General features: G+C 76.2%; 19 protein-coding genes. 13 read left to right on the top strand and 6 right to left on the bottom strand.

Annotated elements, in window-relative coordinates; translation table 11 throughout:
* Positions 1-100: 100 nt before the first annotated feature.
* Positions 101-511 carry a DUF5318 family protein gene (locus tag ACI8AA_RS16940; protein ID WP_456927699.1) on the bottom strand — a complete coding sequence of 137 codons (411 nt, stop codon included), beginning with the start codon at positions 509-511 and terminating at the stop codon, positions 101-103.
* Between the two features lie 155 nt (positions 512-666).
* On the opposite strand from ACI8AA_RS16940, the gene ACI8AA_RS16935 reads away from it, so the two are divergent.
* From ACI8AA_RS16935 to ACI8AA_RS16925, 3 genes are all read left to right on the top strand, one after another.
* Complete coding sequence (locus ACI8AA_RS16935; protein WP_456927700.1) at positions 667-1,263, top strand: PadR family transcriptional regulator; 597 nt, start codon at positions 667-669, stop codon at positions 1,261-1,263.
* Positions 1,264-1,400: 137 nt separating this feature from the next.
* The gene (locus ACI8AA_RS16930) at positions 1,401-2,480 is read left to right on the top strand and encodes an inositol-3-phosphate synthase (protein WP_457045565.1); all 1,080 of its coding nucleotides are present in this window, start codon (positions 1,401-1,403) and stop codon (positions 2,478-2,480) included.
* 180 nt (positions 2,481-2,660) lie between these two features.
* Positions 2,661-3,419: a hypothetical protein gene (locus ACI8AA_RS16925; RefSeq protein WP_457045564.1), complete on the top strand. Its 759-nt coding sequence runs from the start codon at positions 2,661-2,663 to the stop codon at positions 3,417-3,419.
* A gap of 123 nt (positions 3,420-3,542) precedes the next feature.
* On the opposite strand, the gene ACI8AA_RS16920 is transcribed toward ACI8AA_RS16925, so the two are convergent.
* Entirely contained in the window at positions 3,543-4,127 is a 585-nt protein-coding gene (locus ACI8AA_RS16920) for a YqgE/AlgH family protein (protein ID WP_457045563.1), read from the bottom strand.
* Between the two features lie 138 nt (positions 4,128-4,265).
* Between ACI8AA_RS16920 and ACI8AA_RS16915 the strand changes: the two genes are divergently transcribed.
* Positions 4,266-5,552, top strand: coding sequence for an MFS transporter (locus ACI8AA_RS16915; protein WP_457045562.1), 1,287 nt, complete (start codon positions 4,266-4,268; stop codon positions 5,550-5,552).
* On the opposite strand, the gene ACI8AA_RS16910 is transcribed toward ACI8AA_RS16915, so the two are convergent.
* Positions 5,549-6,457, bottom strand: coding sequence for a matrixin family metalloprotease (locus ACI8AA_RS16910; RefSeq protein ID WP_457045561.1), 909 nt, complete (start codon positions 6,455-6,457; stop codon positions 5,549-5,551). The genes ACI8AA_RS16915 and ACI8AA_RS16910 overlap by 4 nt on opposite strands.
* A gap of 218 nt (positions 6,458-6,675) precedes the next feature.
* Entirely contained in the window at positions 6,676-8,160 is a 1,485-nt protein-coding gene (locus tag ACI8AA_RS16905) for a CCA tRNA nucleotidyltransferase (RefSeq protein ID WP_457045560.1), read from the bottom strand.
* Positions 8,161-8,202: 42 nt separating this feature from the next.
* Between ACI8AA_RS16905 and ACI8AA_RS16900 the strand changes: the two genes are divergently transcribed.
* From ACI8AA_RS16900 to ACI8AA_RS16860, 9 genes are all read left to right on the top strand, one after another.
* Positions 8,203-8,679 (top strand): NUDIX hydrolase, encoded by a 477-nt coding sequence (locus tag ACI8AA_RS16900; RefSeq protein ID WP_387988621.1) that lies wholly within the window; start codon positions 8,203-8,205, stop codon positions 8,677-8,679.
* A 67-nt stretch (positions 8,680-8,746) separates the two neighbouring features.
* Positions 8,747-10,999 carry a DUF6049 family protein gene (locus ACI8AA_RS16895; protein ID WP_457045559.1) on the top strand — a complete coding sequence of 751 codons (2,253 nt, stop codon included), beginning with the start codon at positions 8,747-8,749 and terminating at the stop codon, positions 10,997-10,999.
* Positions 11,000-11,382: 383 nt separating this feature from the next.
* Positions 11,383-13,134 (top strand): murein biosynthesis integral membrane protein MurJ, encoded by a 1,752-nt coding sequence (gene murJ / locus ACI8AA_RS16890; protein WP_457045558.1) that lies wholly within the window; start codon positions 11,383-11,385, stop codon positions 13,132-13,134.
* A gap of 79 nt (positions 13,135-13,213) precedes the next feature.
* Positions 13,214-14,830 (top strand): hypothetical protein, encoded by a 1,617-nt coding sequence (locus tag ACI8AA_RS16885; RefSeq protein ID WP_457045557.1) that lies wholly within the window; start codon positions 13,214-13,216, stop codon positions 14,828-14,830.
* A 117-nt stretch (positions 14,831-14,947) separates the two neighbouring features.
* The gene (gene trxB, locus ACI8AA_RS16880; protein ID WP_457045556.1) at positions 14,948-15,901 is read left to right on the top strand and encodes a thioredoxin-disulfide reductase; all 954 of its coding nucleotides are present in this window, start codon (positions 14,948-14,950) and stop codon (positions 15,899-15,901) included.
* A gap of 156 nt (positions 15,902-16,057) precedes the next feature.
* Positions 16,058-16,384 (top strand): thioredoxin, encoded by a 327-nt coding sequence (trxA, locus tag ACI8AA_RS16875; protein WP_387988625.1) that lies wholly within the window; start codon positions 16,058-16,060, stop codon positions 16,382-16,384.
* Positions 16,385-16,513: 129 nt separating this feature from the next.
* The gene (locus ACI8AA_RS16870; protein ID WP_457045555.1) at positions 16,514-17,668 is read left to right on the top strand and encodes an N-acetylmuramoyl-L-alanine amidase; all 1,155 of its coding nucleotides are present in this window, start codon (positions 16,514-16,516) and stop codon (positions 17,666-17,668) included.
* Positions 17,669-17,871: 203 nt separating this feature from the next.
* Positions 17,872-19,275, top strand: coding sequence for an aminotransferase-like domain-containing protein (locus tag ACI8AA_RS16865; RefSeq protein ID WP_457045554.1), 1,404 nt, complete (start codon positions 17,872-17,874; stop codon positions 19,273-19,275).
* A 344-nt stretch (positions 19,276-19,619) separates the two neighbouring features.
* Positions 19,620-20,432 carry a D-alanine--D-alanine ligase family protein gene (locus ACI8AA_RS16860; RefSeq protein ID WP_457045604.1) on the top strand — a complete coding sequence of 271 codons (813 nt, stop codon included), beginning with the start codon at positions 19,620-19,622 and terminating at the stop codon, positions 20,430-20,432.
* Between the two features lie 79 nt (positions 20,433-20,511).
* Here the strand turns inward: ACI8AA_RS16860 and ACI8AA_RS16855 are convergent, their stop codons facing one another.
* The gene (locus tag ACI8AA_RS16855; protein ID WP_457045553.1) at positions 20,512-21,564 is read right to left on the bottom strand and encodes a ParB/RepB/Spo0J family partition protein; all 1,053 of its coding nucleotides are present in this window, start codon (positions 21,562-21,564) and stop codon (positions 20,512-20,514) included.
* On the bottom strand, positions 21,561-22,673 hold the full coding sequence (locus ACI8AA_RS16850) for a ParA family protein (protein ID WP_457045552.1): 1,113 nt from the start codon (positions 22,671-22,673) through the stop codon (positions 21,561-21,563). The genes ACI8AA_RS16855 and ACI8AA_RS16850 overlap by 4 nt, the downstream gene beginning before the upstream one ends.
* Positions 22,674-22,739 lie beyond the last annotated feature (66 nt).

Below are 22,739 nucleotides of genomic sequence, written 5' to 3'. Positions count from 1 at the left end.
CGTTACCTGTGGTGACCGGGGAGGACGCGCAGGCGCGCCGTCCTCCCGGGACGGGTGTGACGGACGGGTCCGCCGGTGTGCAACCGTGCGACCGGCGGTCCTAGTCCGTGGCAGCGCGGCGGCGCCGGCGCGGCTGCCGCCCCGGCTCGGGCTCGGTCCCGAGCACGTAGGAGCAGTCCAGGTGGTTCCACCCGCACCCGCGGCACACCTCGACGGTGTACACGGAGAACTCCTCCTGCATGGCGTCCATCCGGGCGAGCTCCGCCTCGGTCTTCGCCTGCCCGGACACGTGGCCCAGCCCCTCACCGTAGACGTAGTTGACCAACGTCAGGCGCTCGCGGCGGCAGACCGGGCACGGGTCGTCGGTCTGCTCCCCGTGGTACCGGGCGGCACGGGTGAGGTAGGGGCTGGCGTCGCAGACCTCGAACAGCCCGGTGCGGCCGGCGTGCACGTCCGCCAGGACGGCCCGCCTCTGCAGCGAGTAGTCGACGACGGAGCGACGTCCGGGCACGGCCGTCAATGTACGCAGGTCCGCCGGCGCCCGGGCCCGTCGTGACCGTGTGTGCGCGCCCCGCCCGATCGGGGAAGGGTCTCGGGTTGCCGATCGGCTCACCTCCCGATGTATCGTCTCGATACATCGAACGGCAGGGGCCGACGGGGGGCGAGATGCTCGAGTTCGCCATCCTCGGACTGCTGCAGCAGTCCCCGATGCACGGCTACGAGCTGCGGAAACGGCTCGCGGAGGTGCTGGGGGGCCTGCGCAGCATCTCCTACGGCTCGCTGTATCCCGCGCTGAAGCGGTTGCACGCTGCCGGGCTCGTCACCACCGACGAGTCCGACCGGCGCGCGCCGCTCCCGGCCGACGCACCGCCGCTCACCGGCCGGCGCGGGAAGGTGGTCTACACGATCACCGCGGAGGGCAAGGAGCGCTTCGCGGAGCTGGTCAGCCAGGCCGGCCCCGAGGCGTACGACGACGGCAGGCTCTTCGGCGTCCACCTCGCCTTCTTCCGGCACACCGCCGCCGACGTGCGGCTGCGCATCCTCGAGGGGCGCCGCCGCACGGTCGAACGGCAGCGGGACGGCCTGCGGTCCTCACTGGCGCGGACCCGCGAACGGCTCGACCGCTACACGCTGGAACTGCAGCGCCACGGCCTGGACTCGGTCGACCGGGAGGTGCGCTGGCTGTCGGAGCTCATCGACAGCGAGCGGCGCCGGCCCGAGCCGGGGCCCGGCGGTGAGCGCCCGCCGCCCAGCGAGGGGTGAGGTCGCCCCCGGGCGGGACCGCACCCCACCGACACCGCACAACAGGCACCACGGCTGTCCAGCTCGACCGGCAGCCACCGCCAGGACCGGAACGGTCCCGCGACACGGACCACCCGGTCCAGGGAGAAGGGAAACCCATGGGAGCTGTCAAGGTCGCCATCGTGGGCGTCGGCAACTGCGCCGCCTCGCTGGTTCAGGGGGTGCACTACTACCGCGACGCCGACGAGACCACCTCGGTCCCGGGCCTCATGCACGTCCGCTTCGGCGAGTACCACGTCTCCGACGTGCAGTTCGTCGCGGCGTTCGACGTCGACGCCAAGAAGGTCGGCCGTGACCTCTCCGAGGCCATCGTCGCCAGCGAGAACAACACCATCAAGATCACCGACGTCCCGCCGCTGGGCGTCACCGTGCAGCGCGGCACCACCCTCGACGGCCTGGGCAAGTACTACCGGGCCACCATCGAGGAGTCCGACGAGGAGCCGGTCGACGTCGTCGCGGCGCTGCGGGAGTCCGGCGCCGACGTCCTCGTCTGCTACCTGCCGGTCGGCTCGCAGCAGGCCGCCGAGTTCTACGCGCAGGCCGCCCTCGACGCCGGCGTCGCCTTCGTCAACGCGCTGCCGGTGTTCATCGCGGGGACCAAGGAGTGGGCGGACAAGTTCACCGCCGCCGGCGTCCCGATCGTCGGCGACGACATCAAGAGCCAGGTCGGCGCGACCATCACCCACCGGGTGCTGGCCAAGCTGTTCGAGGACCGCGGCGTGCAGCTCGACCGCACGATGCAGCTCAACGTCGGCGGCAACATGGACTTCAAGAACATGCTCGAGCGCGAGCGCCTGGAGTCCAAGAAGATCTCCAAGACCCAGGCCGTCACCAGCCAGGTCGACCGCGACATGGGCACCGACAACGTGCACATCGGCCCGTCGGACCACGTGCCGTGGCTGTCGGACCGCAAGTGGGCCTACGTCCGCCTCGAGGGCCGCGCGTTCGGCGACGTCCCGCTGAACCTGGAGTACAAGCTCGAGGTCTGGGACTCCCCGAACTCGGCCGGCATCATCATCGACGCCGTCCGTGCCGCGAAGATCGCCAAGGACCGCGGGATCGGCGGCCCGATCCTGTCGGCGTCGTCGTACTTCATGAAGTCCCCGCCGGTGCAGTACAGCGACAGCGAGGCCCGCGACGCCGTGGAGGCCTTCATCCGCGGCGAGGTCGAGCGCTGAGGAAGGACCTACCTGCTCCCCACCCCTCGCTGTCCCCCGCAAGCGGGAGGTGCCCCCAGCTCGGGGCGGGGCCCTGCAGGTAGCCGTTCCAGCACGTCACCAGGCCCGTCCCCCGTACCGGGGGGCGGGCCTGCGGCCTGTCGGGGGACCGGCGCCGCCGGGCTGCCTACGCTGACCGCCATGCCGCGCCGCCTGCTCGCGTCCGCGCTGGTCCTGCTGGCGGTCCTGCTGGCCGGGTGCTCGGACGACCCCGCCGACCGGCAGCCCGGCGACCCGGTCACCGCCGAGGAGGCCGAGGTGCTCGCCGGCCTCCTGGCGCAGGACTCGGAGGAGGGCGGCGCCGACGTCGAGGTCGCCGCGCCCTTCGGCGACGGCGGCCTGCTGCGCCTCACCGGCGAGGTCGACTTCACCGCCTCCGCCGGCCGGGCGCAGGCGGTGACCACCTACGGCGACGGACGCCCCGACGACACCCGCACGCTGTTCTTCACCCGCGACCGGATCTGGTTCGGCGACGTCCCCGGGCTGCCGGACGCCCTCGCCGCCGCCGGCCGGCCCGACGTCCCGTTCGTCAGCCGCGCGCCGGCGACCGGGCCCGACGCGGTGCCGCTGACCGACGTCCTCGTGGCCGTGGTGCTCAACCTGGGCGCCCCCGAGGCCGACGACGCCGCCGCCTTCCTCGGCGGGGAGCACACCTGGGAGGGGCAGCGCTCGGTCGACCGCCGGCTGGCCACGGTGTACGCGGGGGAGGCCGGCTGGACGGTCACCGTGGACGACGCCACCGGCCTGCTGCTGCAGTACGTGACCCCGCTGCCCGGGCAGGACACCGAGGTCACGGTGACGCTGTCGGACCACGGGCCGCGGACGATCGCCCTGCCGGAGGACGGGCAGACGGTGGACGCGGCGGCGCACCCGGAGGTCGCGGCGGCGGTCGGCGTCTAGACCGGGGCGAGGTCACCCGGACATGCAAAGAGGGGGCGGCCTCTTCCCCAGACCGCCCCCTCCGGGGTCATTCCTACCAGACCTCGCCGGGGCGCGCGCCCCGGACCGCCCTCCCGCGGCGTGTCAGTTCGCGGAGGGGTCGGCCGGTGCCGTGGACAGGACGGCCAGCCGGCCGGTCTGCCGGGCGAGGACCGCGCGCCACAGCTGCGGTCCGGACAGCTCGCTGAGCACGTCGCCCGGGGAGCCGGGCACGCAGGCCCAGGCGCCCTCGGCCACCTCGGCGGCCAGCTGGCCGGGGGACCAGCCCGCGTAGCCGGCGAACACCCGCAGGCCGGACAGGCCGCTCTCGAGGTCGCCGGGGTCGGCGTCGAGGTCGACGAGGTAGACGTCACCGGCCACCCGCCGCAGCCCCTCGCCCTCACCGGCCGCGCCGGGGGCGCTGGCCAGGCACAGGGCGGTGTCGGTCTCGCACGGGCCGCCGACGTGGAAGACGCCGGGCTCGACGGCGAGGTCGCACCAGCCGGGCAGCACGTCGCGGATCTCGACCTGGCTGGGCCGGCCGAGGACGACGCCGAGCGTGCCGCTGTCGTTGTGGTCGAGCACGTAGACCACGGTGCCGGCGAAGTTCGGGTCGGTGAGCCCGGGCATGGCCACGAGCAGCGAGCCGGGGACGACGTCGTCGAGGGTTCCGGTGGACAGCCGCGGCACCGGCGCACGGCGTCTGCCCGTGGCCCGCCGGGTGGGTGGGCCGGACTCGGGTTCGGGTGAGGGCACCGGAGACATCCCGTCCAGTGTGCAACAGTCCGGGGCCGGGGGGAGGACGAGCGCGCGCCGTAGGGTGAGCCGGTGACGCGGGCCGCTCCGACCGTGCGGCTCCTGCTCGGCCGGGAGGACTTCCGCCGGCTGCTGGCCACCCGGCTCCTGGCCCAGTTCGGCGACGGCGTCTTCCAGGCCTCGCTCGCCGGGAGCGTGCTGTTCAACCCGCAGCGGGCCACCGACCCGCTCGCCGTCGCGGCCGGGTTCGCGGTGCTGCTCCTGCCGTACTCGGTGCTGGGCCCCTTCGCCGGCGTCTGGCTGGACCGGTGGAGCCGGCGGCAGGTCCTGGTGCACGCCGACGTGCTGCGCGCGGGCCTGGTCGCCGTCGTCGCGGCCCTCGTGGTGACCGGGGCCGGCGGCCTGCCGCTCGCCGTCGCCGGGCTCGCCGTCTTCTCCGTCACCCGGTTCGTGCTGGCGGCGCTGTCGGCGGGGCTGCCGCACACCGCCGACGCCGGCGTGCTGGTGACGGCGAACGCGCTCTCGACGACCTCGGGCGCGGTGGCGACCGTCGTCGGCGGGGCGGCCGCGGTCGGCCTGCTGCAGCTGGCCCCGGCCGGGGACGCCGGCTACGCGGCCGTGACGCTGTCCGCGGCGCTGCCCTACCTCGCGGCCGCGGCGGTCGTCGCGGGCTTCGCCCGGGCGTACCTCGGTCCCGACAGCGCCACCCGCTCGGCCCGGCTGTCCGCGCGGCACGTGCTGCGCGGCATGGCCGACGGCGTGCGGGACGTGCGCGCGCACCCGCCGGCGACGGCGGCGCTGCTGGCGATCTCCGGGCACCGGGTCTGCTACGGCGTGCTGACGCTCGTGTCGCTGCTGCTCTACCGCGGCCCGCTGGCGGAGGGGTCCGGGCCGCTGTTCCCCGGCGGGCTGGTCGGCCTCGGGCAGGTGGTGGGCGCCGGGGCGGTCGGCACGCTGCTCGCCGCGCTGGTCACCCCGGCCGCGGTGCGCCGGCTGGGCCGCCGCGGGTGGACGGCGCTGCTGCTGGTCGCCGGCGGGGTGCTGCAGCCGCTGCTCGGGCTGACCTTCGCGCCGCCGGGGATCGTGGCGGGCGGGTTCGTGCTCGGCTTCGTCGCCCAGGGCGTGAAGGTGTGCGTCGACACGACGCTGCAGGAGGTGCTCGCCGACGACGTCCGCGGGCGGGTGTTCTCCGTCTACGACACCCTGGTCAACGTCACCTACGTCGCCGCGCTCGTGGCCGGGGCGCTGGTGCTGCCGGCCTCGGGGGTCTCGGTGCCGGTGCTGGTCGCCGTGGGCGCCGTCTACGGGCTGACCGCCGTGGCGTTCCTGCAGCGCAGCGCGGCGCCGGCGCGGGTCTAGAGGTCCGGCTCGCAGGCGCCGCGGCCCAGCCGCGCCAGGCCGGCGAGGTCGCCGGGGCCGAAGTCCACCTGGCCGTCGTTGCGCGGGGCCATCAGCTCGGCCGGGTCGTCGACGTGGTCCAGGCCCAAGACGTGCCCGAACTCGTGCATGAGGACGGCGCGCAGCGCGGCCCGCCCCTCGGGGGACCCCGCGGCGCCGCCGGCCCAGCCGGCGTCGATGGTCACCGCGCCGGTGACGAACACCCACGGCCCGCCGGCCGCGGCGGCCGCCTGGCTGCCACCCAGGCCCGCCACCGTGCCCCCGAGGCCCGGCACCTCCTCCGGGGTCGCCCAGCTGACCAGGACCGGCGCCCAGCGGTCCCCGTAGCGGTCGGGCTGGAACACCGCCCGGTCGTCGGTGTACCCCTCGTCGGTGGTGCCGTCGGAGACGAACCGCAGGCCGGTGGCGGCCGACACCCGGGTCAGCGCGTCCTCGACCAGCCCGGCGGCGCCCGGCGGCGCGCCGTCGGGCCGCATGACCCAGTGGACCGGGCGGCACGGGTCGTAGGCGACCGGCGTGACGCCGTCGGCCTGGCGCTCGACGAACTCGAAGGTGCCGCCGGCCGGGGCCGGCGGCGGCGTGCCGAGCGGGGAGTCCGCGGCCTCGCGGCCGGGCGTGGGCCGGTCCGCCACCGGGGCCGCGGGGCCCCCGGCGGCGGAGAGGCCGGCGGAGGACTCCCACGGCCACGGCCGCGGGCCGGCGAGCACCGCCGCACCGAGGCTCAGCGCGAGCACCAGGACGACGGCCAGCACCCCGCGGACGGCGGGGGAGCGGCGGCGCGGGGGCGGCGGCCCGCCCTCCCGGGCGCGCCACGGCGCCGGGTCGGCGGGACGGCCGGCCGGCCCGTCCAGCACCCACCGCGGCACGCGTCCGGTGGGCGAGGCCGGGACGCCCGGTGGGGGCGGCAGGGGCGGGGGCCACGGACCCGACGGCAGCTCCGAGGGCCACGGCGCGCGCACGGCGCGCCCGTCCTGCGTTCCCCCGTGCACCCGTGCCCCCCGTCCGCGGTCCGGCCGTCCGTCCTACCGGCGGACGCGGGGTGCGGGGAGGGGCGCGGGCGGAGCGGCCACCCGAGCGGGGGAGCTCAGGAGCGGGCGGCCCACCAGGCGCGCAGCTCGGCCTCGGCCTCGTCGGGCCCGAGCGGGCCGCGCTCCAGGCGGAGGTCCTTGAGGTAGGTCCATGCCTCGCCGACCTCGCGGCCCGGCGGGATGCCCAGGATCTCCATGATCGCGTTGCCGTCCAGGTCGGGCCGCACCCGCGCGAGGTCCTCGGCGGCGGACAGCTCGGCGATCCGCCGCTCGAGCGAGTCGTAGGTGGCCGAGAGCGCGGCGGCCCGGCGCCGGTTGCGGGTGGTGCAGTCCGAGCGGACGAGCTTGTGCAGCCGGGACAGCAGGTCGCCGGCGTCGGTGACGTAGCGGCGCACCGCGGAGTCGGTCCACTCGCCGCGGCCGTAGCCGTGGAACCGCAGGTGCAGGAAGGTGAGCCGGGCGACCGCCTCGACGACGTCCTTGGGGTAGCGCAGCGCCGTCAGCCGCTTGCGCACCAGCTTCGCGCCGACCACCTCGTGGTGGTGGAAGGAGACCCGGCCGCGGGGCTCGTGCCGGCGGGTGGCGGGCTTGCCGATGTCGTGCAGCAGCGCCGCCAGCCGCAGCACCAGGTCCGGCGACTCCGCGTCCGGGTCCGCCTTCTCCAGCGCGATCGCCTGGTCGAGCACGGTCAGCGAGTGGGAGTAGACGTCCTTGTGCTGGTGGTGCTCGTCGATCTCCATGCGCAGCGCCGGCAGCTCGGGCAGCACGACGTCGGCCAGGCCGGTGGAGACGAGCAGCTCCAGCGCCGCGCGGGGGGCGTCCTGCAGCAGGGTCTTGGACAGCTCCGCCTGCACCCGCTCCGGGGTGATCCGCGCCAGCTCCCCGGACATGCCGGTCATCGCGCGGACCACGTCGTCGTCCGGGGTGAGACCGAGCTGGGCGACGAAGCGCACCGCGCGCAGCATCCGCAGCGGGTCGTCGGCGAAGGAGTCCGCCGCCGCGCCCGGGGTGCGCAGCCGGCGGGCGAGCAGGTCGCCGAGGCCGCCGAACGGGTCGGTCACCGTGCGGTCGGGGCCGAGGGACACCGCCATCGCGTTGACCGTGAAGTCGCGGCGGGCCAGGTCGTCGGTCAGCGAGTCGCCCCACGCCACCTCGGGGTTGCGGGACTCCCGGTCGTAGCGGTCGGCGCGGAAGGTGGTGATCTCCAGCCGGGTGCCCCGCACCTCGGCGCCCACGGTGCCGAAGGCGATGCCCTGGTTCCACGTGGAACCCGCCCAGCCGCGCAGGAGCCCGAGCACCTGCTCGGGCCGGGCGTCGGTGGTGACGTCGAGGTCGCCGGGCGGCGTCGGCGCGCCGCTGCCGGCGGCCAGCAGGGCGTCGCGCACCGACCCGCCCACGAGGTGGGCCTCGAACCCGGCCGCGGCGAAGCGTTCCCCCAGCTCGACCAGCACGGGCGAGACGTCGACCAGCTCGCGCACGGTCTGCTGCACCGCCGGCGGGACGTCCGCGGCGGCCGGACGACTCTGACGCTCTCCGGACACGACGAGCCAGGGTAGTGCGGCGGCTCGCGCTACCCTCCTGGCATGGCAGGCACCGGCGGACGCGGGCGTCCCGGCCGCCGCCTGCGGCGGGTCGACGAGACCTCCGCCGGGGGCCTCGTGGTCGCCGACGACGGCATCTCCGGCCCGCGCGCCGCGCTGATCGGCCGCACCGACCGCCGCGGCCGGCTGCTGTGGTCGCTGCCGAAGGGCCACATCGAGGAGGGCGAGACCCCCGAGGACACCGCCGTCCGGGAGGTCGCCGAGGAGACCGGGATCATCGGCGAGGTGCTCGCCCCGCTCGGGATCATCGACTTCTGGTTCGTCGCCGAGGGCCGCCGCGTGCACAAGACCGTGCACCACTTCCTGCTGCGCGCCATCGGAGGCGCCCTGTCCGACGCCGACGTCGAGGTGACCGAGGTCGCCTGGGTCCCCCTCGACGAGCTGTCCGACCGGCTGGCCTACGCCGACGAGCGGGCGCTGGTCGAGCGGGCGCCCGCGCTGCTCGCCGACAGTGCGTGACCCGGACCGCGACGTCCATCCTCGGCACAGCACCCCCCGGTCCGGGGCCGGCCGGCGCGGGAGGACGGTGACCCGCGTCCTGACGGCGGCCCTGCTGGCCCTGCCGCTCGCCGCCGCCCCGGCCCTCGTCCCGGACGCGGCTCCCGCCGCCGCGGCGCCGGCCCCGCCGGCCGCGCCCGTGACCGACCCCGAGCGGCCGGTCACCGTCGACCTCACCCGGCTCGACCCGCGCACCGTCGCCCCCGGCGGCACCGTCACCCTGGGCGGCACGCTGACCAACGACGGCACCGAGACGGTCACCGACCTCGGCGTCCGGCTGCAGCGCGGCCAGGCCGTCACCACCCGCGCCGACCTGCTCGCCGCCGACGCCGACCCCGACCCGGCCACCGCGTTCACCACGCCGTTCCAGCCGCTGCCCGGCCCGCTCGCCCCCGGCGACTCCGCGCCGTTCACCGTCACCGTCACCACCGCCGACCTGGCGCTGGACCGCGACGGCGTCTACCCCCTGCTGGTCAACGTCAACGGCACCACCGCCGACGGCGAGGCGAGCCGGGTGGGCGAGGTCCGCACCCACGTGGTGCAGCAGAGCGCGCCGCCGGCCACCGCCACCGCCGTCGCCTGGCTGTGGCCCCTGGCCGAGCGCAGTCACCGCGACGCCTCCGGCCGGTTCGTCGACGACGGCCTGGCCGAGGAGGTCGCCGACGGCGGCCGGCTCGACCGCGCGCTGGCCGTCGTCGAGCGGCTGCCCGCCGTCGCCGCCCCCGGCGCGCCCGCGGCCACGCCCCTGGCCCCGGTGGCCCTCGCCGTGGACCCCGCCCTGGTCGAGGAGCTCTCGCTCATGGCCGAGGGTCCCTACGACGTCGGCGGCGAGGAGGACGCCGGCACCGGCACCGAGGCCGCCGCCGCGTGGCTGGAGCGGCTGCGCGCCGTGGCCGCCGACCACCCGGTGGTCGCCCTGCCCTACGGCGACGTCGACGCCGACGCGCTGCAGGCCGCGGGCCTGGAGCCCGCGCTGACCCGCGCGCTGCCCGGTGCCGCACCCGGGGCCGAGGGCGACACCCCCGACGGCGGGGGCGTGGTCTCCGAGGCCTCGCCCGGGCCGGCCGGGGCCGCGCTGCTGGCCGACGTCCTCGGGGTCACCCCGCGCACCGACCTGACCTGGGCGGCCGGCGGGGCGCTGCGGCCGGACACGCTCACGACCCTCCGGGAGGGCGGCGTCGAGCAGGTGGTGGTCGCCTCCAGCGCGCTGAGCGACGGCGACGCCGCACTCGGCATCCCCGGCGGCGGCGCGGCCGCCCGCACCACGGTGCCCGGCACCGACGGCCCCGTCGAGGCGCTGGTGGCCGACGCCGGGCTGTCCTCCGTCGTCGGCACGGCCGACACCGCCGAGGGCGGGCCGCGGGTGGCCGAGCAGCGCTACCTCGCCGAGCTGGTGCTGGTCTCGCAGCAGGCGCCCGCCGCCCCGGCAGGCCAGAGCGTCCTGGTCGCCCCGCCGCGCGACGTCGACCCCGACCCCGAGGCGGTCGCCGCGATGATCACCGACACCGCGCTGCCCGGGCTGCGCCCGGCATCGCTGACCGACCTGTCCGCGGGCCCGGTCGCCGACGCCGGCACGCCGGTCGACCAGGCCGGCGCGGCGGTGCTCGACCCCGCCGGCGTCGCCGAGCTGGTCGCCGCGACCGCGCTGCGCGACGACCTCGCCGGCGCCGTCGTCGAGGAGCCCGCCACCGTCCTCGCCGGGTACGACGCCGCGCTGGCCCGGGCCGCCTCGGCGGCCTGGCGGGACGACCCGGCCGGCTTCACCGCCGCCGCCGGGGACGTGCGCGACACCCTGGCCGAGCTGCGCGAGCGGGTGACGCTGGTCGCCCCCGCCGACGGCACCTACAGCCTGGCCTCCAGCGACGCGCCGCTGGTCCTCACCGTGCAGAACGACCTGCCCTTCGCGGTGCGGGTGCTGGTCGAGGCGCGCACCCGCGACAACGTCGGCCTGACCATCGGCGAGCTCGACGCGCAGGAGCTCGCCCCCGAGCAGCGCACGACGCTGGAGGTCCCGACCGAGGTGCGCCAGTCCGGCCGCTTCGCCGTCACCGCGAGCCTCACCACCCCCGACGGCGGCCCGCTGGGCGACGACGTCGCGATCCAGGTGCGCAGCACCGCCTACGGGACGATCTCGCTGTCGATCACCATCGGCGCCGCCGTCCTGCTCGGGCTGCTGTTCCTGCGCCGCGGGGTCCTCTTCCTCCGCCGCCGCGGGCGGACCGAGGAGGAGCTGCCCGACGGCGCCGGGACCGCCTTCCCGCCCAGCCGGAGCCCGGTGTGACCGGCCGGCCCCGCAGCGACGAGGACGCACCGGCCCGGGAGCCGGGGGCGCGCCCGCTGCCGCCGGTGCCCCCGCCCGTGTCCTCCCCGCCCCCCGCTCCGGCGTCCCCGGGGGCGCCGGAGCGGGGGGCGGCGGGCGACCGGTCCCGGCCGCTGCCCCCGCCGCCCTACCCGGTCGCCCCGCCGCCGGGCTCGGGACTGCCGGGCACCCCGGCGGCCCGCCGCGCCATGCCCCCGGTCCCGCCGGCCCGGCCGCGGACGCCCGGGGCCCCCCGCACCGGGGACCAGCCGGGGGCGCAGGCGAACGGACGGCGCCCGGCGGACCCCGGCGCCGAGGCACCCCAGCCCGCGGTCGTCCGGCCCGCGCCCCGGCCGCTGCCGCCGGTGCCCCCGCCGGTGCGGCGCCGCTTCATCCCGGCCGACGAGACGCAGGTCATCCCGATCCTGCACCTGCCCCCGGTCCCGCAGCGCGAGGGTGAGACCGAGGAGGAGGCGCGGCAGCGGGAGGGCGCCCCCGGCGGCAGCCGCGGCCTCCTGCGTGCCGCCGGGACCATGGCGGTGGCCACGCTGGTCTCCCGGGTCACCGGCCTGCTGCGCACGGTGGTGCTGGCCGCCGCGCTGGGCGTCGGGCTGGTCAACGACGCCTACAACACCGCCAACACGCTGCCCAACATCGTCTACGAACTGCTGCTCGGCGGCGTCCTGACCTCGGTCATCGTGCCGCTGCTGGTGCACGCGCAGGAGCGCGACCGCGACGGCGGCGTCGCCTACGCCCAGCGGCTGTCCACGGTGGCGATCGCCGGGCTCCTGGTGGTCACCGTGGTCGCCGTCGTCATCGCGCCGGCGTTGACCGCGCTGTACGGCATCGAGGACGACCCCGACCAGGTGCGGCTGGCCAACTGGCTGGCCCGGATCCTGCTGGTGGAGATCGTCTTCTACGGCATCGGCGCGCTGGCGCAGGCGATCCTCAACTCGCGCGGGGTCTTCGGGCCGCCGGCGTGGGCGCCGGTGCTCAACAACGTCGTCGTCATCGCGACCGGCGTGCTGTTCGTGATGGCCAGCGGGCCCGGCGACCTCGAGCCGCGGACGATCACCCCCGGCCAGGTGTGGCTGCTCGGCGGCGGCACCCTGCTCGGCATCGCCGTCCAGGCGCTGGTGCTGGTGCCGCTGCTGCACCGGGCCGGCGTGCCGCTGCGGCCCCGGTGGAGCCTGCGGCAGACCGGGCTGCGCGAGGTCGGCGGGCTGGGCCTGTGGGTGGTCCTCTACGTGGCGGTCAGCCAGATCGGCGTCGTCGTGGCCACCCGCGTGGCCAACGCGGCCGCCCGCGAGGGCGGGCTGGGCTCGAGCGCGTTCGCCTACGCCAGCCTCCTGTTCCAGATGCCCTACGGGATCATCGGCGTCGCGCTGCTCACCGCCCTCGTGCCACGGATGAGCCGCGCCGCCGCGCGCAACGACGTCCCCGGCGTCGTCCAGGACCTCTCCCTCGGCACGCGGCTGTCCGCGCTCGGGCTGCTGCCGGTGGCCGCCGCGCTCACCGTCGTCGGCCCGGCGCTCGGCGCCGTCGCCTTCGCCCGCGGCAACACCTCGGTCGACGAGGCGCAGGGGATCGGCGCGGCCCTGGCCGTCGGCGCGTTCGGGCTGCTGCCCATGGCCGTCACGCTCCTGCAGCTGCGTGTCTTCTACGCCATGAAGGACGCCCGGACGCCGACGCTGATCCAGGTCGGCATGGTCCTCGTCCGCGTGCCGCTGCTGCTGCTGGTCCCGGTGCTGGTCGAGCCCGGGCACGTCGTCGCCGGGCTGATGCTGGCCACCAGCCTCACCTACGTCGCCGGCTGGGTGCTCGGGCACCTCGCGCTGCGCCGGCAGCTCGGCGCCGAGCCGGGCGTGGCGCGGGGCGGGGCGCTGGGCCCGGTGCTGCGGATGGGACTCGCCGCGGCGGTGGCGGCCGGCGTCGGCTGGCTCGTCGTCCGCGTGACCCAGGACGCGTTCGGCGCGTCGCTGACGGGCTCGCTCGGCACCCTGTTGATCGGTACCGTGGTCGTCGGCGTCACGGCCCTCGCAGGGTTCGTGCTCGCCCGCGTCCCGGAGCTCCGGGGGCCCCTCGCCGCCGTCCGCGCGCGGCTGGGCCGCGGGTGAGCCGCGGACCGGCGGGCACGGACGGCGTCCCCGGGGCAGCGCGCAGCCGGGGGGAGCGGACAGGGGGTCGGACACGTCCATGACGGCGACGATCACCGGCCTCCCCGACCGGTACCGACCGCTGGACGAGGTCGGCCCCGAGGAACGCACCTCGACCGGCGTCATCCACTGCTGGCGCGCCAAGGACCGCATCCTCAACCGCGACGTCGCCATCCGCGTGCACGTCCCCGGCGGCCCCCCGGCGCGCGCCTGGATCGCCCGCGCCCTCACCGCCGGCGGCCTGGCCACCCCCGCGCTGGCGATGGTCTACGACGCCTCGGAGGGCAGCGGCGGCGAGACCGGCGGGGCCTACGTCGTCAACGAGTGGATCGAGGGGCAGACCCTCGCCGAGCGGCTGCGGTCCGGGCCGATGGGCGAGCGGGAGGCCCGCACCGTCCTGCGCCGGCTGGCCGAGGGCGTCGCCGAGGCGCACCGGGTGGGCCTGGCCGTCGGCGGCCTGAGCCCCGAGACCGTCGTCCTGCGGCCCAACGGGCTGGTCGGCCTGCGCGCCGTCCCCGCCGCCACGGGCACCGTCCAGGAGGACATCGCCGCCCTCGCCGCGCTGCTCGAGTACTGCCTCACCGGCCGGCAGGCCGGCATCCCCGGGCCCGACGGCGTCCCCGCCGCCGCCCCGGTCATCGCCCAGCCGGACCTGGCCGCGCTCGTCCGCCGCGCCCGCTCCACCGAGCCCGGCGCCCGGCTGGCCAGCGCCGCGGCGATGGCCGCGCTGCTCGCCGAGCGCCCGCGGTCCTCGGCCGTGCCGGTCCGCGGCCGCGACGAGAGCGACAGCGGCTGGCTCCGGCGCCTGCGCGAGCACCGCGACGCCGAGCAGGCCCCCACGGTCGCGGCGCAGGACGCCGGGCGACCCCAGCGGCTCGACCCGGACACCCTCCCGCCGGTCCCCCTCGGTCCCGCCCGCTCCCTCCCGCCGGTGCCGACCGAGGACCACCACGACGTCGACGTCGTCGGTGAGCCGGTCGACGAGGAGGACGAGGACGACGCCGAGGGCTCGCCCGGCCGCCGCCGGTTCATGGTCGTCGGCCTGCTGCTGGCCGCCCTGGTCGTCGTCGTGCTGCTCGCCTGGTGGGTGGGCACCAACCTGCTCTCGGTCGCCACGAACGTCGACGAGCGGCCCGGCACGCCCGTGGTCCCGTCCAGCAGCGCGCCCGCCGAGGACAGCGCCGCGCCCGCGCCGGAGGCCGGCACGCCGCTGACGATCCGCGACGCCACCGTCTTCGACCCCTTCGGCGACGGCGAGCCGGAGAACACCGACGAGGTGCCGGCCACCCACGACGGCGACCCGGCCACCACCTGGTCCACGCTGACCTACCGGGGCTCGGCCGACTTCGGCAACCTCAAGCCCGGCGTCGGCGTCGTCTACGACCTCGGCTCGGCCCAGGCGATCGGCGGCGTCACGCTGACGACGACCACCCCGGGCATCAACGTCGAGGTCCGCACCGGCGAGGCCCCCGACGGCGACCTCGACTCCTTCGCCGTCGCCACCTCCGGCAGCGTCGACGGGACCACCGACCTCGCCTTCGACGAGCCGGTGACCGCGCAGTACGTCCTGGTGTGGGTGACCGGCCTGGTCCCCGCCGGGGACGGCTTCGCCGGCGACCTGGCCGAGGTCGCCGTCACCCCCGCCACGGGGGAGTGACCTGCACGTCAGCGCCCTGATCACGGGAATCCCGCCCTACGATGCGGCGTTGTGCCCCGCGTGACCGACCCCCAGCCCACCCCTGGCCCCGCGACGACCACGGAGGTCCAGTCGCCCGTGATCCCGCCCGCGGAGCACGACGGCGTCCGTGACCTGGTCATCATCGGATCGGGTCCCGCCGGTTACACGGCGGCCGTCTACGCCGCCCGGGCCAACCTGCACCCGCTCGTCTTCGAGGGCTCCCAGTTCGGCGGCGCCCTGATGACCACCACCGAGGTGGAGAACTTCCCCGGCTTCGCCGAGGGCATCCAGGGCCCGCAGCTGATGATGGACATGCGCCAGCAGGCCGAGCGCTTCGGCGCCGAGCTGGTCGCCCGCGACGTCACCGAGGTCGACCTCACCGCCACCCCCAAGGTGGTCAAGGTCGGCGACGAGGTGACCCTCGCGCACGCGGTCATCGTCGCCACCGGCTCCAAGTACCGGTACCTGGGCCTCGACAACGAGCAGCGCCTGCTCGGCCACGGCGTCTCCGCCTGTGCCACCTGTGACGGCTTCTTCTTCCGCGACCAGGACATCGTCGTGGTCGGCGGCGGCGACTCGGCGATGGAGGAGGCCACCTTCCTCACCCGCTTCGCCAAGACGGTGACCGTCGTCCACCGCCGCGAGGAGCTGCGCGCCTCGAAGATCATGCAGAAGCGCGCGCAGGACAACGGGAAGATCCGCTGGGCGCTGGGCAAGCAGGTCACCGACGTGCTCGGTGACCAGACCGTCTCCGGCGTGCAGCTGACCGACGTCGCCACCGGCAGCACCGAGGAGCTCCCGGTCAGCGGCGTGTTCGTGGCCATCGGCCACGACCCGCGCAGCGAGATGTTCGCCGGGCAGCTCAAGCTCGACGACGAGGGCTACGTCCAGGTGGAGCACCCCACCACCCGCACCAACCTCGACGGCGTGTTCGCCTGCGGTGACGTGGTCGACCACATCTACCGGCAGGCGATCACCTCGGCCGGCACCGGCGCCGCGGCGGCCATCGACGCCGAGCGCTGGCTGGCCGAGACCTTCGACGAGCGCTGACGAAGCACCCCCTCGCCCCCACCGCTCGCAGGCTCGCAGCGGGACCCTGCGAGGGGGCCGTTCCAGCACGTCACCACCCCGGGCATACCGCACCCCCTCCGCGGGTTACTCCCCGCGGAGGCCGACAGACCTCGACCGCGACAGAGGAGAACGACCATGGCAGGCAACACCGTGACGGTGACCGACGCGACCTTCGCCAACGAGGTGCTGGGCAGTGACAAGCCCGTCCTCGTCGACTTCTGGGCCGAGTGGTGCGGGCCGTGCAAGATGGTCGCCCCGGTGCTCGAGGAGATCGCCAAGGAGCACGGCGAGAAGCTGACGATCGCCAAGCTCAACATCGACGAGAACCCGCAGATCGCCCGCGACTACCAGGTCATGTCGATCCCGACGATGACCGTGTTCCAGGGCGGCAAGCCGGTCAAGAGCATCATCGGTGCCAAGCCGAAGGGCGCGATCCTCTCCGACCTCGCCGACTACATCTGAGCCGCAGGCTCCGACACACGGCTCCCGAGGGCCCGTCTGGGAACGTCCCAGGCGGGCCCTCGCCGTTGCGCCGGCCGGGGACCCCCGGCTGGGCCGGGAGGCGTCGCAGAGGCGACAATCGTGGGCACGATGGGTAGCGAGAGCGACATGCAGCCGCTGGGTCCGGGCAGCCACGGAGCCGCCGTCGCAGACGTACAGGCCGCGCTGCGCAGCCTGGGCCTGCTCCAGCCCACCGACGGCGCCGGGCCCGCCGACGGCGACTACGACGAGGCCACCGCGCTCGCCGTCCGCCACTTCCAGCAGGTCCGCGGCCTGTCGGTGGACGGCCGGGTCGGCGAGGAGACCTGGCGGGCGCTGTCGGAGGCGCGCTGGTCGCTGGGCGACCGGCTGCTGCACCACGACCCCGAGCGGCCGGTGCGCGGTGACGACGTCACCAACCTGCAGGAGCGGTTGCTCGAGCTCGGCTACGACGCCGGCCGCGCCGACGGCATCTTCGGCCGCGACACCGAGTCCGGCCTGCAGGCCTTCCAGCGCGACTACGGGCTGACCGCCGACGGCACCTGCGGGCCCGCCACCCTGCGGGCGCTGCGCCAGCTCGGCCGCAAGGTGACCGGCGGCCGCCCCCAGCTGCTGCGGCAGAGCGCCGAGTTCGTGGAGAGCGGGCCGCACCTGATCGGCCGGCGCATCGTCGTCGACCCCGGCCACGGCGGCGACGACACCGGCTTCGCCGCCGGCGAGACCACCGAGGCCGACCTCGTGCTCGACCTCGCCAGCCGGATCGAGGGGCGGCTGGCCGCGGCCGGCGCCACGGTCTACCTCACCCGCGGCCGCGAGCAGAACCCGACGCCGGCCGAGCGGACCGCGTTCGCCAACGACGCCCGCGCCGACCTGTTCATCTCCCTGCACACGGACGCCTACGACTCGCCGCACGCCCGCGGGGTGGCCAGCTACTACTACGGCACCGGCTCGGGGACGTCGTCGACGGTGGGGGAGCGCTTCGCCGACCTGGCCCGCCGCGAGGTGGTGGCCCGCACCGGCATGCTCGACCTCGGCGGGCACCCCAAGACCTGGGACCTGCTGCGGATGACCCGGATGCCCGCCGTCCGGCTCGACGTCGGCTACCTGTCGCACCCGGTCGACCGGCTGCTGCTGCTCGACGCCCGGCTCCGCGGCACCGTGGCCTCGGCCGTGCTGGCCGCCGTCCAGCGGCTGTTCCTGCCCGCGGAGGCCGACCCGCCCACCGGCACGTTCGTCCTGCCGAGCACATCGTCATCCTCCGGGTGACACCGCGGCCAGGAGCCGTCCCCGGGGCGCGTTGAGCCGGATCCGCCCCTCGTCGCGGGAGCCTCCGGCCCCCACTCCTCCGGACGCCTCGCAGGGCGGCTCACCCCTGTGACCAGTGGGGCGCCTGGCGCCCCAGGTGTGACGGGTCCGTCTCACCCGCCGTGTCGGGCGGGCGCGCGCGGCGGCCTCCCTACACTCGGTCCGTGGCCTCTCTCCCGCCGTCGCACGGCCAGCCGCACCGCACGCCGCCGCAGCAGCACGGGCACGTGGTGCCCCGCCACCCGCGGCTGGACCCGCTGGCCGACCGGTACGCAGCCCGCACGCACGGCATGAAGAGCTCGGAGATCCGGGCACTCTTCTCCGTCGTCAGCCGGCCCGAGGTGGTCTCGCTGGCCGGCGGCATGCCCGCGGTCACCGCACTCCCGCTGGACGCCGTCGGCTCGATGATCGGCGAGCTGGTGACCGGGATGGGCGCGCAGACCCTGCAGTACGGCTCCGGCCAGGGCGACCCGCGGCTGCGCGAGCGCATCTGCGACGTCATGGCGCTCGAGGGCATCACCGACGCCTCGCCCAGCGAGGTCGTGGTGACCGTCGGCTCGCAGCAGGCCCTGGACCTGGTGACCCGCGTCTTCTGCGACCCGGGCGACGTCATCCTCGCCGAGGGCCCGTCCTACGTCGGCGCCCTCGGGGTCTTCCAGGCCGCCGAGGCGCGGGTGAAGCACGTCGCCATGGACGACGACGGGCTGGTCCCGGAGGCGCTGGAGCAGGCGCTGCTCGAGTGCCGCGCCAACGGCGACCGGGTCAAGTTCCTCTACACGGTGCCCAACTTCCACAACCCGGCCGGCGTGACGCTGTCGGAGCCGCGCCGCCAGGCGATCATCGACATCGCCGACCGGTACGACCTGCTGGTCATCGAGGACAACCCCTACGGCCTGCTCGGGTTCGACCACGAGCCGATGCGCGCGCTGCGGGCCCGCAACGCGCAGCGGGTCATCTACCTGGGCTCGTTCTCCAAGACCTTCTCCCCGGGCCTGCGGGTGGGCTGGGTGCTCGCGCCGCTCGCCGTCCGCGAGAAGCTGGTGCTGGCCACCGAGGCGCAGGTGCTCTGCCCGCCCTCGCTCACCCAGTACGCCGTCGCCCGCTACCTGGACACCCAGCCCTGGCGCGAGCAGATCAAGCTGTTCACCGAGCTGTACCGGGAGCGGCGCGACGCCACGCTGGAGTCGCTCGACGCCCTGATGCCGCCCGGCACGACCTGGACCCGGCCCGACGGCGGCTTCTACGTGTGGCTGAAGCTCCCCAGCGGCCTGGACGCCAAGCTGATGCAGCCGCGGGCGGTGGGCGCGCACGTCGCCTACGTGCCCGGCATCGGGTTCTACGCCGACGGGTCGGGCCGCGAGTACATGCGGCTGTCCTACTGCTACCCCGAGCCGGACCAGATCCGCGAGGGCGTGCGCCGGCTGGCCCGGGTCATCGAGGCCGAGCTGGACCTGCACTCCACCTTCGACGCCGTCGACACCGGCACCTTCCGCGCCGTCGGCCGGCCCGACGTCGGTGCCGCCGAGACGATCGTCGGCCCCGCCAGCAGCGACCGGATCGAGGACTGACGTGACCGAACCCGTGACCGACCCCGCCGCACCGGCCGCCCCCGAGGCTGGGGAGACCCCGCTGCGCGCCGTCGTCCTGGCCGGGGGCCTGACCTTCGAGCGCGAGGTCAGCCTGTCCTCGGGCACCCAGGTGGTGGAGGAGCTGGCCCGGGGGGGGGGGGGGGGGGGGGGGGGGGGGGGGGGGGGGGGGGGGGGGGGGGGGGGGGGGGGGGGGGCCCCCCGCGCCCCCCGCTGGGGCCCACCCCCCCCCCCCCCCCGCCTCCACCCCCCCCCCCCCCCCCCGACGCGCCCCCCCCCCCCCCCCCCCCCCCCCCCCCCCCCCCCCCCCCCCCCCCCCCCCGGAGCTGCTGCCCGGTCTGGCCGCCGCCCCCGCCGACGCGGTGTTCATCGCCCTGCACGGCGCCACCGGCGAGGACGGCGCCCTGCGCGCGGTCCTCGACCTGGCCGGCGTCCCCTACGTCGGCTCCCCGGCCGCGGCCTGCCGGCTGGCCTGGGACAAGGCCGCGGCCAAGTCGGTCGTGCGCACGGCCGGGGTGACGACGCCGGACTGGGTGGCGCTGCCGCACAGCACCTTCCGCGAGCTGGGTGCCGGCGCCGTCCTCGACCTCATCGTCGCCCGGCTCGGGCTGCCGCTGATGGTCAAGCCGGCCTCGGGCGGCTCGGCGCTGGGCGCGCAGAAGGTCACCCGCGTCGAGGACCTGCCCGCGGCGATGGTCAGCTGCTTCGCCTACGGCGACACCGTCCTCGTCGAGCGGTTCGTCGACGGCGTGGAGCTCGCCCTGTCGGTGGTGGACCTGGGGGAGGGGCCGCAGGCGCTGCCGGCGGTGGAGATCGTCCCGGAGTCCGGCGTCTTCGACTACACCGCCCGCTACACGCCCGGGCTGACCGAGTACCACGCGCCGGCCCGCGTGTCCGCCGACGTCGCGGCCCATGCCGCCGACGTCGCGGTGCGGGTGCACCGGGCGCTGGGCCTCGCGGACCTGTCCCGCACCGACGCGATCGTCTCGCCCGACGGCGAGGTGCACTTCCTCGAGGTGAACGTCTCCCCGGGGCTGACCGAGACGTCGATGTTCCCCATGGCGGTCGAGGCCGCCGGGCACGACCTCGGCGAGGTCCTCTCCGGGCTGCTCACCCGCCGGGCCCAGAGCTCCCGCTGAGCGAGGCCCCCCGCAGGGGCACACGACAGAGGCCGGTTCCGTCCGTGACGGAACCGGCCTCTGTCGTGACTGTGGGTCCTTACTGCTCCTCGCGGCGGCCGGTCAGGTCCGGCGCCATCTGGCCGATGATGCGCTGCAGGTCGTCGACCGAGCCGAACTCGACGACGATCCGGCCCTTGGCCCGGCCGATCTGGATCTTCACCTTGGTCTCGAAGACGTCGGAGAGCCGGCCGGCGAGGTCCTCGACACCGGGCGCGCTGATCCGGCGGGCGCGGCGGCGGGAGGCCGGCTGCTCGGCCACGGCGAGCGCGACCGCCTCCTCGGTGGCCCGCACCGACAGCCCCTCGGCGACGATCCGGGCGGCCAGGGCCTCCTGCGCCTCGGCGTCGTCGAGGCCCAGCAGCGCCCGCGCGTGCCCGGCGGAGATGACGCCGGCGGCGACCCGGGTCTGGACCTTCACCGGCAGCTTGAGCAGCCGGATGGTGTTGGTGACCTGCGAGCGGCTGCGGCCGATCCGCTGCGCCAGCTCCTCGTGGGTGGCGCCGAACTCCTCCAGCAGCTGCTGGTAGGCCGCCGCCTCCTCCAGCGGGTTGAGCTGGACGCGGTGGATGTTCTCCAGCAGCGCGTCGCGGAGGAGGGCGTCGTCCTCGGTGTCCCGGACGATCGCCGGCACCGTCTCCAGCTCGGCCGCGCGTGCCGCCCGGAGCCGGCGCTCGCCCATGATGAGCTCGTAGGGGGCACCGCCGTCGCCCTCGGTGCGCTCGCGCACGACGATCGGCTGCAGCAGGCCGAACTCGCGCACCGAGTGGGTGAGTTCCTCGAGCGCCTCGTCGTCGAAGACCTGCCGCGGCTGGCGCGGGTTGGGGGCGACGTCGCCGACGGCGACCTCGCGCAGCTGCGCGCCCGGGACGCCGACGGCTGCCTCGGCCTGCGCGGCGACCGTGGCTGCCGCCTGCGCTGCCGGCGGCAGCAGGGTGATCGGCGCCGGCGCCCCACCCGTCCCCGGCGTCCCGGCCGCCTCGGGGGCGGCGGGAGCCGGGCCGTCGGCCTCGGGCAGCGCCGGCTGCTCGACCGGCGGGGCGGTGGGGATCAGCGCCGCGAGACCCCGGCCGAGGCCGCCACGCTTGCTCATCGGGTCTCCTCGTCGACGGAGCTGGGAACGGGCAGGACGGCGGCGTCGGTGCCGGCGAACGCCGGGTCGGCGTGCCGGGCGCCGCCCGGGCGGACGGCGGGCATCGGCGCGGTCGCCGGCGCGGGAGGCGGCGGCGGGGGGCCCATCGGCCGGACGTCGATCGGCTCCAGGCCGACGCCGCGATCGGCGAGCTCGCGCGCGGCCTCCACGTAGCTGGTCGAGCCCCGCGATCCCGGGTCGTAGGTGAGCACGGACTGCCCGTACCCCGGAGCCTCGGACACCCGGACGTTGCGCGGGATGACCGTCGCCAGCACCAGGTCCCCGAAGTGGCTGCGGACCTCCTCCGCGACCTGGTCGGCGAGCTTGGTCCGGCCGTCGTACATCGTCAGCAGGATGGTGCGGACGGCGATCCCCGGGTTGAGGTGCGCGCGCACCAGCTCGATGTTGTTGAGCAGCTGGCCCAGGCCCTCCAGCGCGTAGTACTCGCACTGGATGGGGATGAGCACCTCGTCGCCGGCCACCAGCGCGTTGAGCGTCAGCAGGCCCAGCGACGGCGGGCAGTCGATGAGGACGTAGTGCGGCCGCTGGTCCTCGGGCAGGCCGTGGATGTACCCCTCGATCGCCCGGCGCAGCCGGTACTCGCGGGCGACGACCGAGACCAGCTCGATCTCCGCGCCGGCCAGGTCGATCGTCGCCGGGACGCAGCGCAGGTTCGGGCTCGCCGTCGTCGGGTGGACGACGTCGGCCAGCGAGCTGTCCCCGACGAGGGCGTCGTAGATCGACGGCGTCCCCACGGTGTGCTCCACGCCGAGGGCGGTGCTGGTGTTGCCCTGCGGGTCGAGGTCGATGACCAGCGCCCGCAGGCCGTAGAGCGCCAGCGCGACGCCCAGGTTGACCGTCGAGGTGGTCTTCCCGACGCCGCCCTTCTGGTTGGCGACGGTGATGACCCGGATCCGCCCGGGTGCGGGGAACGGCTCCTGGTCGGCGGCGTGCAGCACCCGGGTGGCCCGCAGCGCCTCCATCGCGATGGGACTGTCGAAGTCCCCGCCGGAGTGGGCCGCCGTGTCGGCCGCGAGGCTGGTGCGCAGCCGCTGGCCCGGGTCGGTCATCGCGGGTCCTCCCTGCCCACCCGTTTCACGTGGAACGGGACGGGTACCTGGACGCGTTCCACGTGG

The sequence above is a fragment of the Geodermatophilus sp. SYSU D01180 genome (assembly GCF_054050415.1).
This window is presented reverse-complemented; position numbering and strand designations above follow the sequence as displayed.

Excerpts from the sequence above, each read along its gene's own strand:
- ACI8AA_RS16925 (WP_457045564.1), top strand. The coding sequence starts at position 2,661 with ATGCCGCGCCGCCTGCTCGCGTCCGCGCTGGTCCTGCTGGCGGTCCTG.
- ACI8AA_RS16930 (WP_457045565.1), top strand. The coding sequence starts at position 1,401 with ATGGGAGCTGTCAAGGTCGCCATCGTGGGCGTCGGCAACTGCGCCGCC.
- ACI8AA_RS16870 (WP_457045555.1), top strand. The coding sequence starts at position 16,514 with ATGGGTAGCGAGAGCGACATGCAGCCGCTGGGTCCGGGCAGCCACGGA.
- ACI8AA_RS16850 (WP_457045552.1), bottom strand. The coding sequence starts at position 22,673 with ATGACCGACCCGGGCCAGCGGCTGCGCACCAGCCTCGCGGCCGACACG.
- ACI8AA_RS16855 (WP_457045553.1), bottom strand. The coding sequence starts at position 21,564 with ATGAGCAAGCGTGGCGGCCTCGGCCGGGGTCTCGCGGCGCTGATCCCC.
- ACI8AA_RS16900 (WP_387988621.1), top strand. The coding sequence starts at position 8,203 with ATGGCAGGCACCGGCGGACGCGGGCGTCCCGGCCGCCGCCTGCGGCGG.
- ACI8AA_RS16935 (WP_456927700.1), top strand. The coding sequence starts at position 667 with ATGCTCGAGTTCGCCATCCTCGGACTGCTGCAGCAGTCCCCGATGCAC.
- trxA (WP_387988625.1), top strand. The coding sequence starts at position 16,058 with ATGGCAGGCAACACCGTGACGGTGACCGACGCGACCTTCGCCAACGAG.
- ACI8AA_RS16885 (WP_457045557.1), top strand. The coding sequence starts at position 13,214 with ATGACGGCGACGATCACCGGCCTCCCCGACCGGTACCGACCGCTGGAC.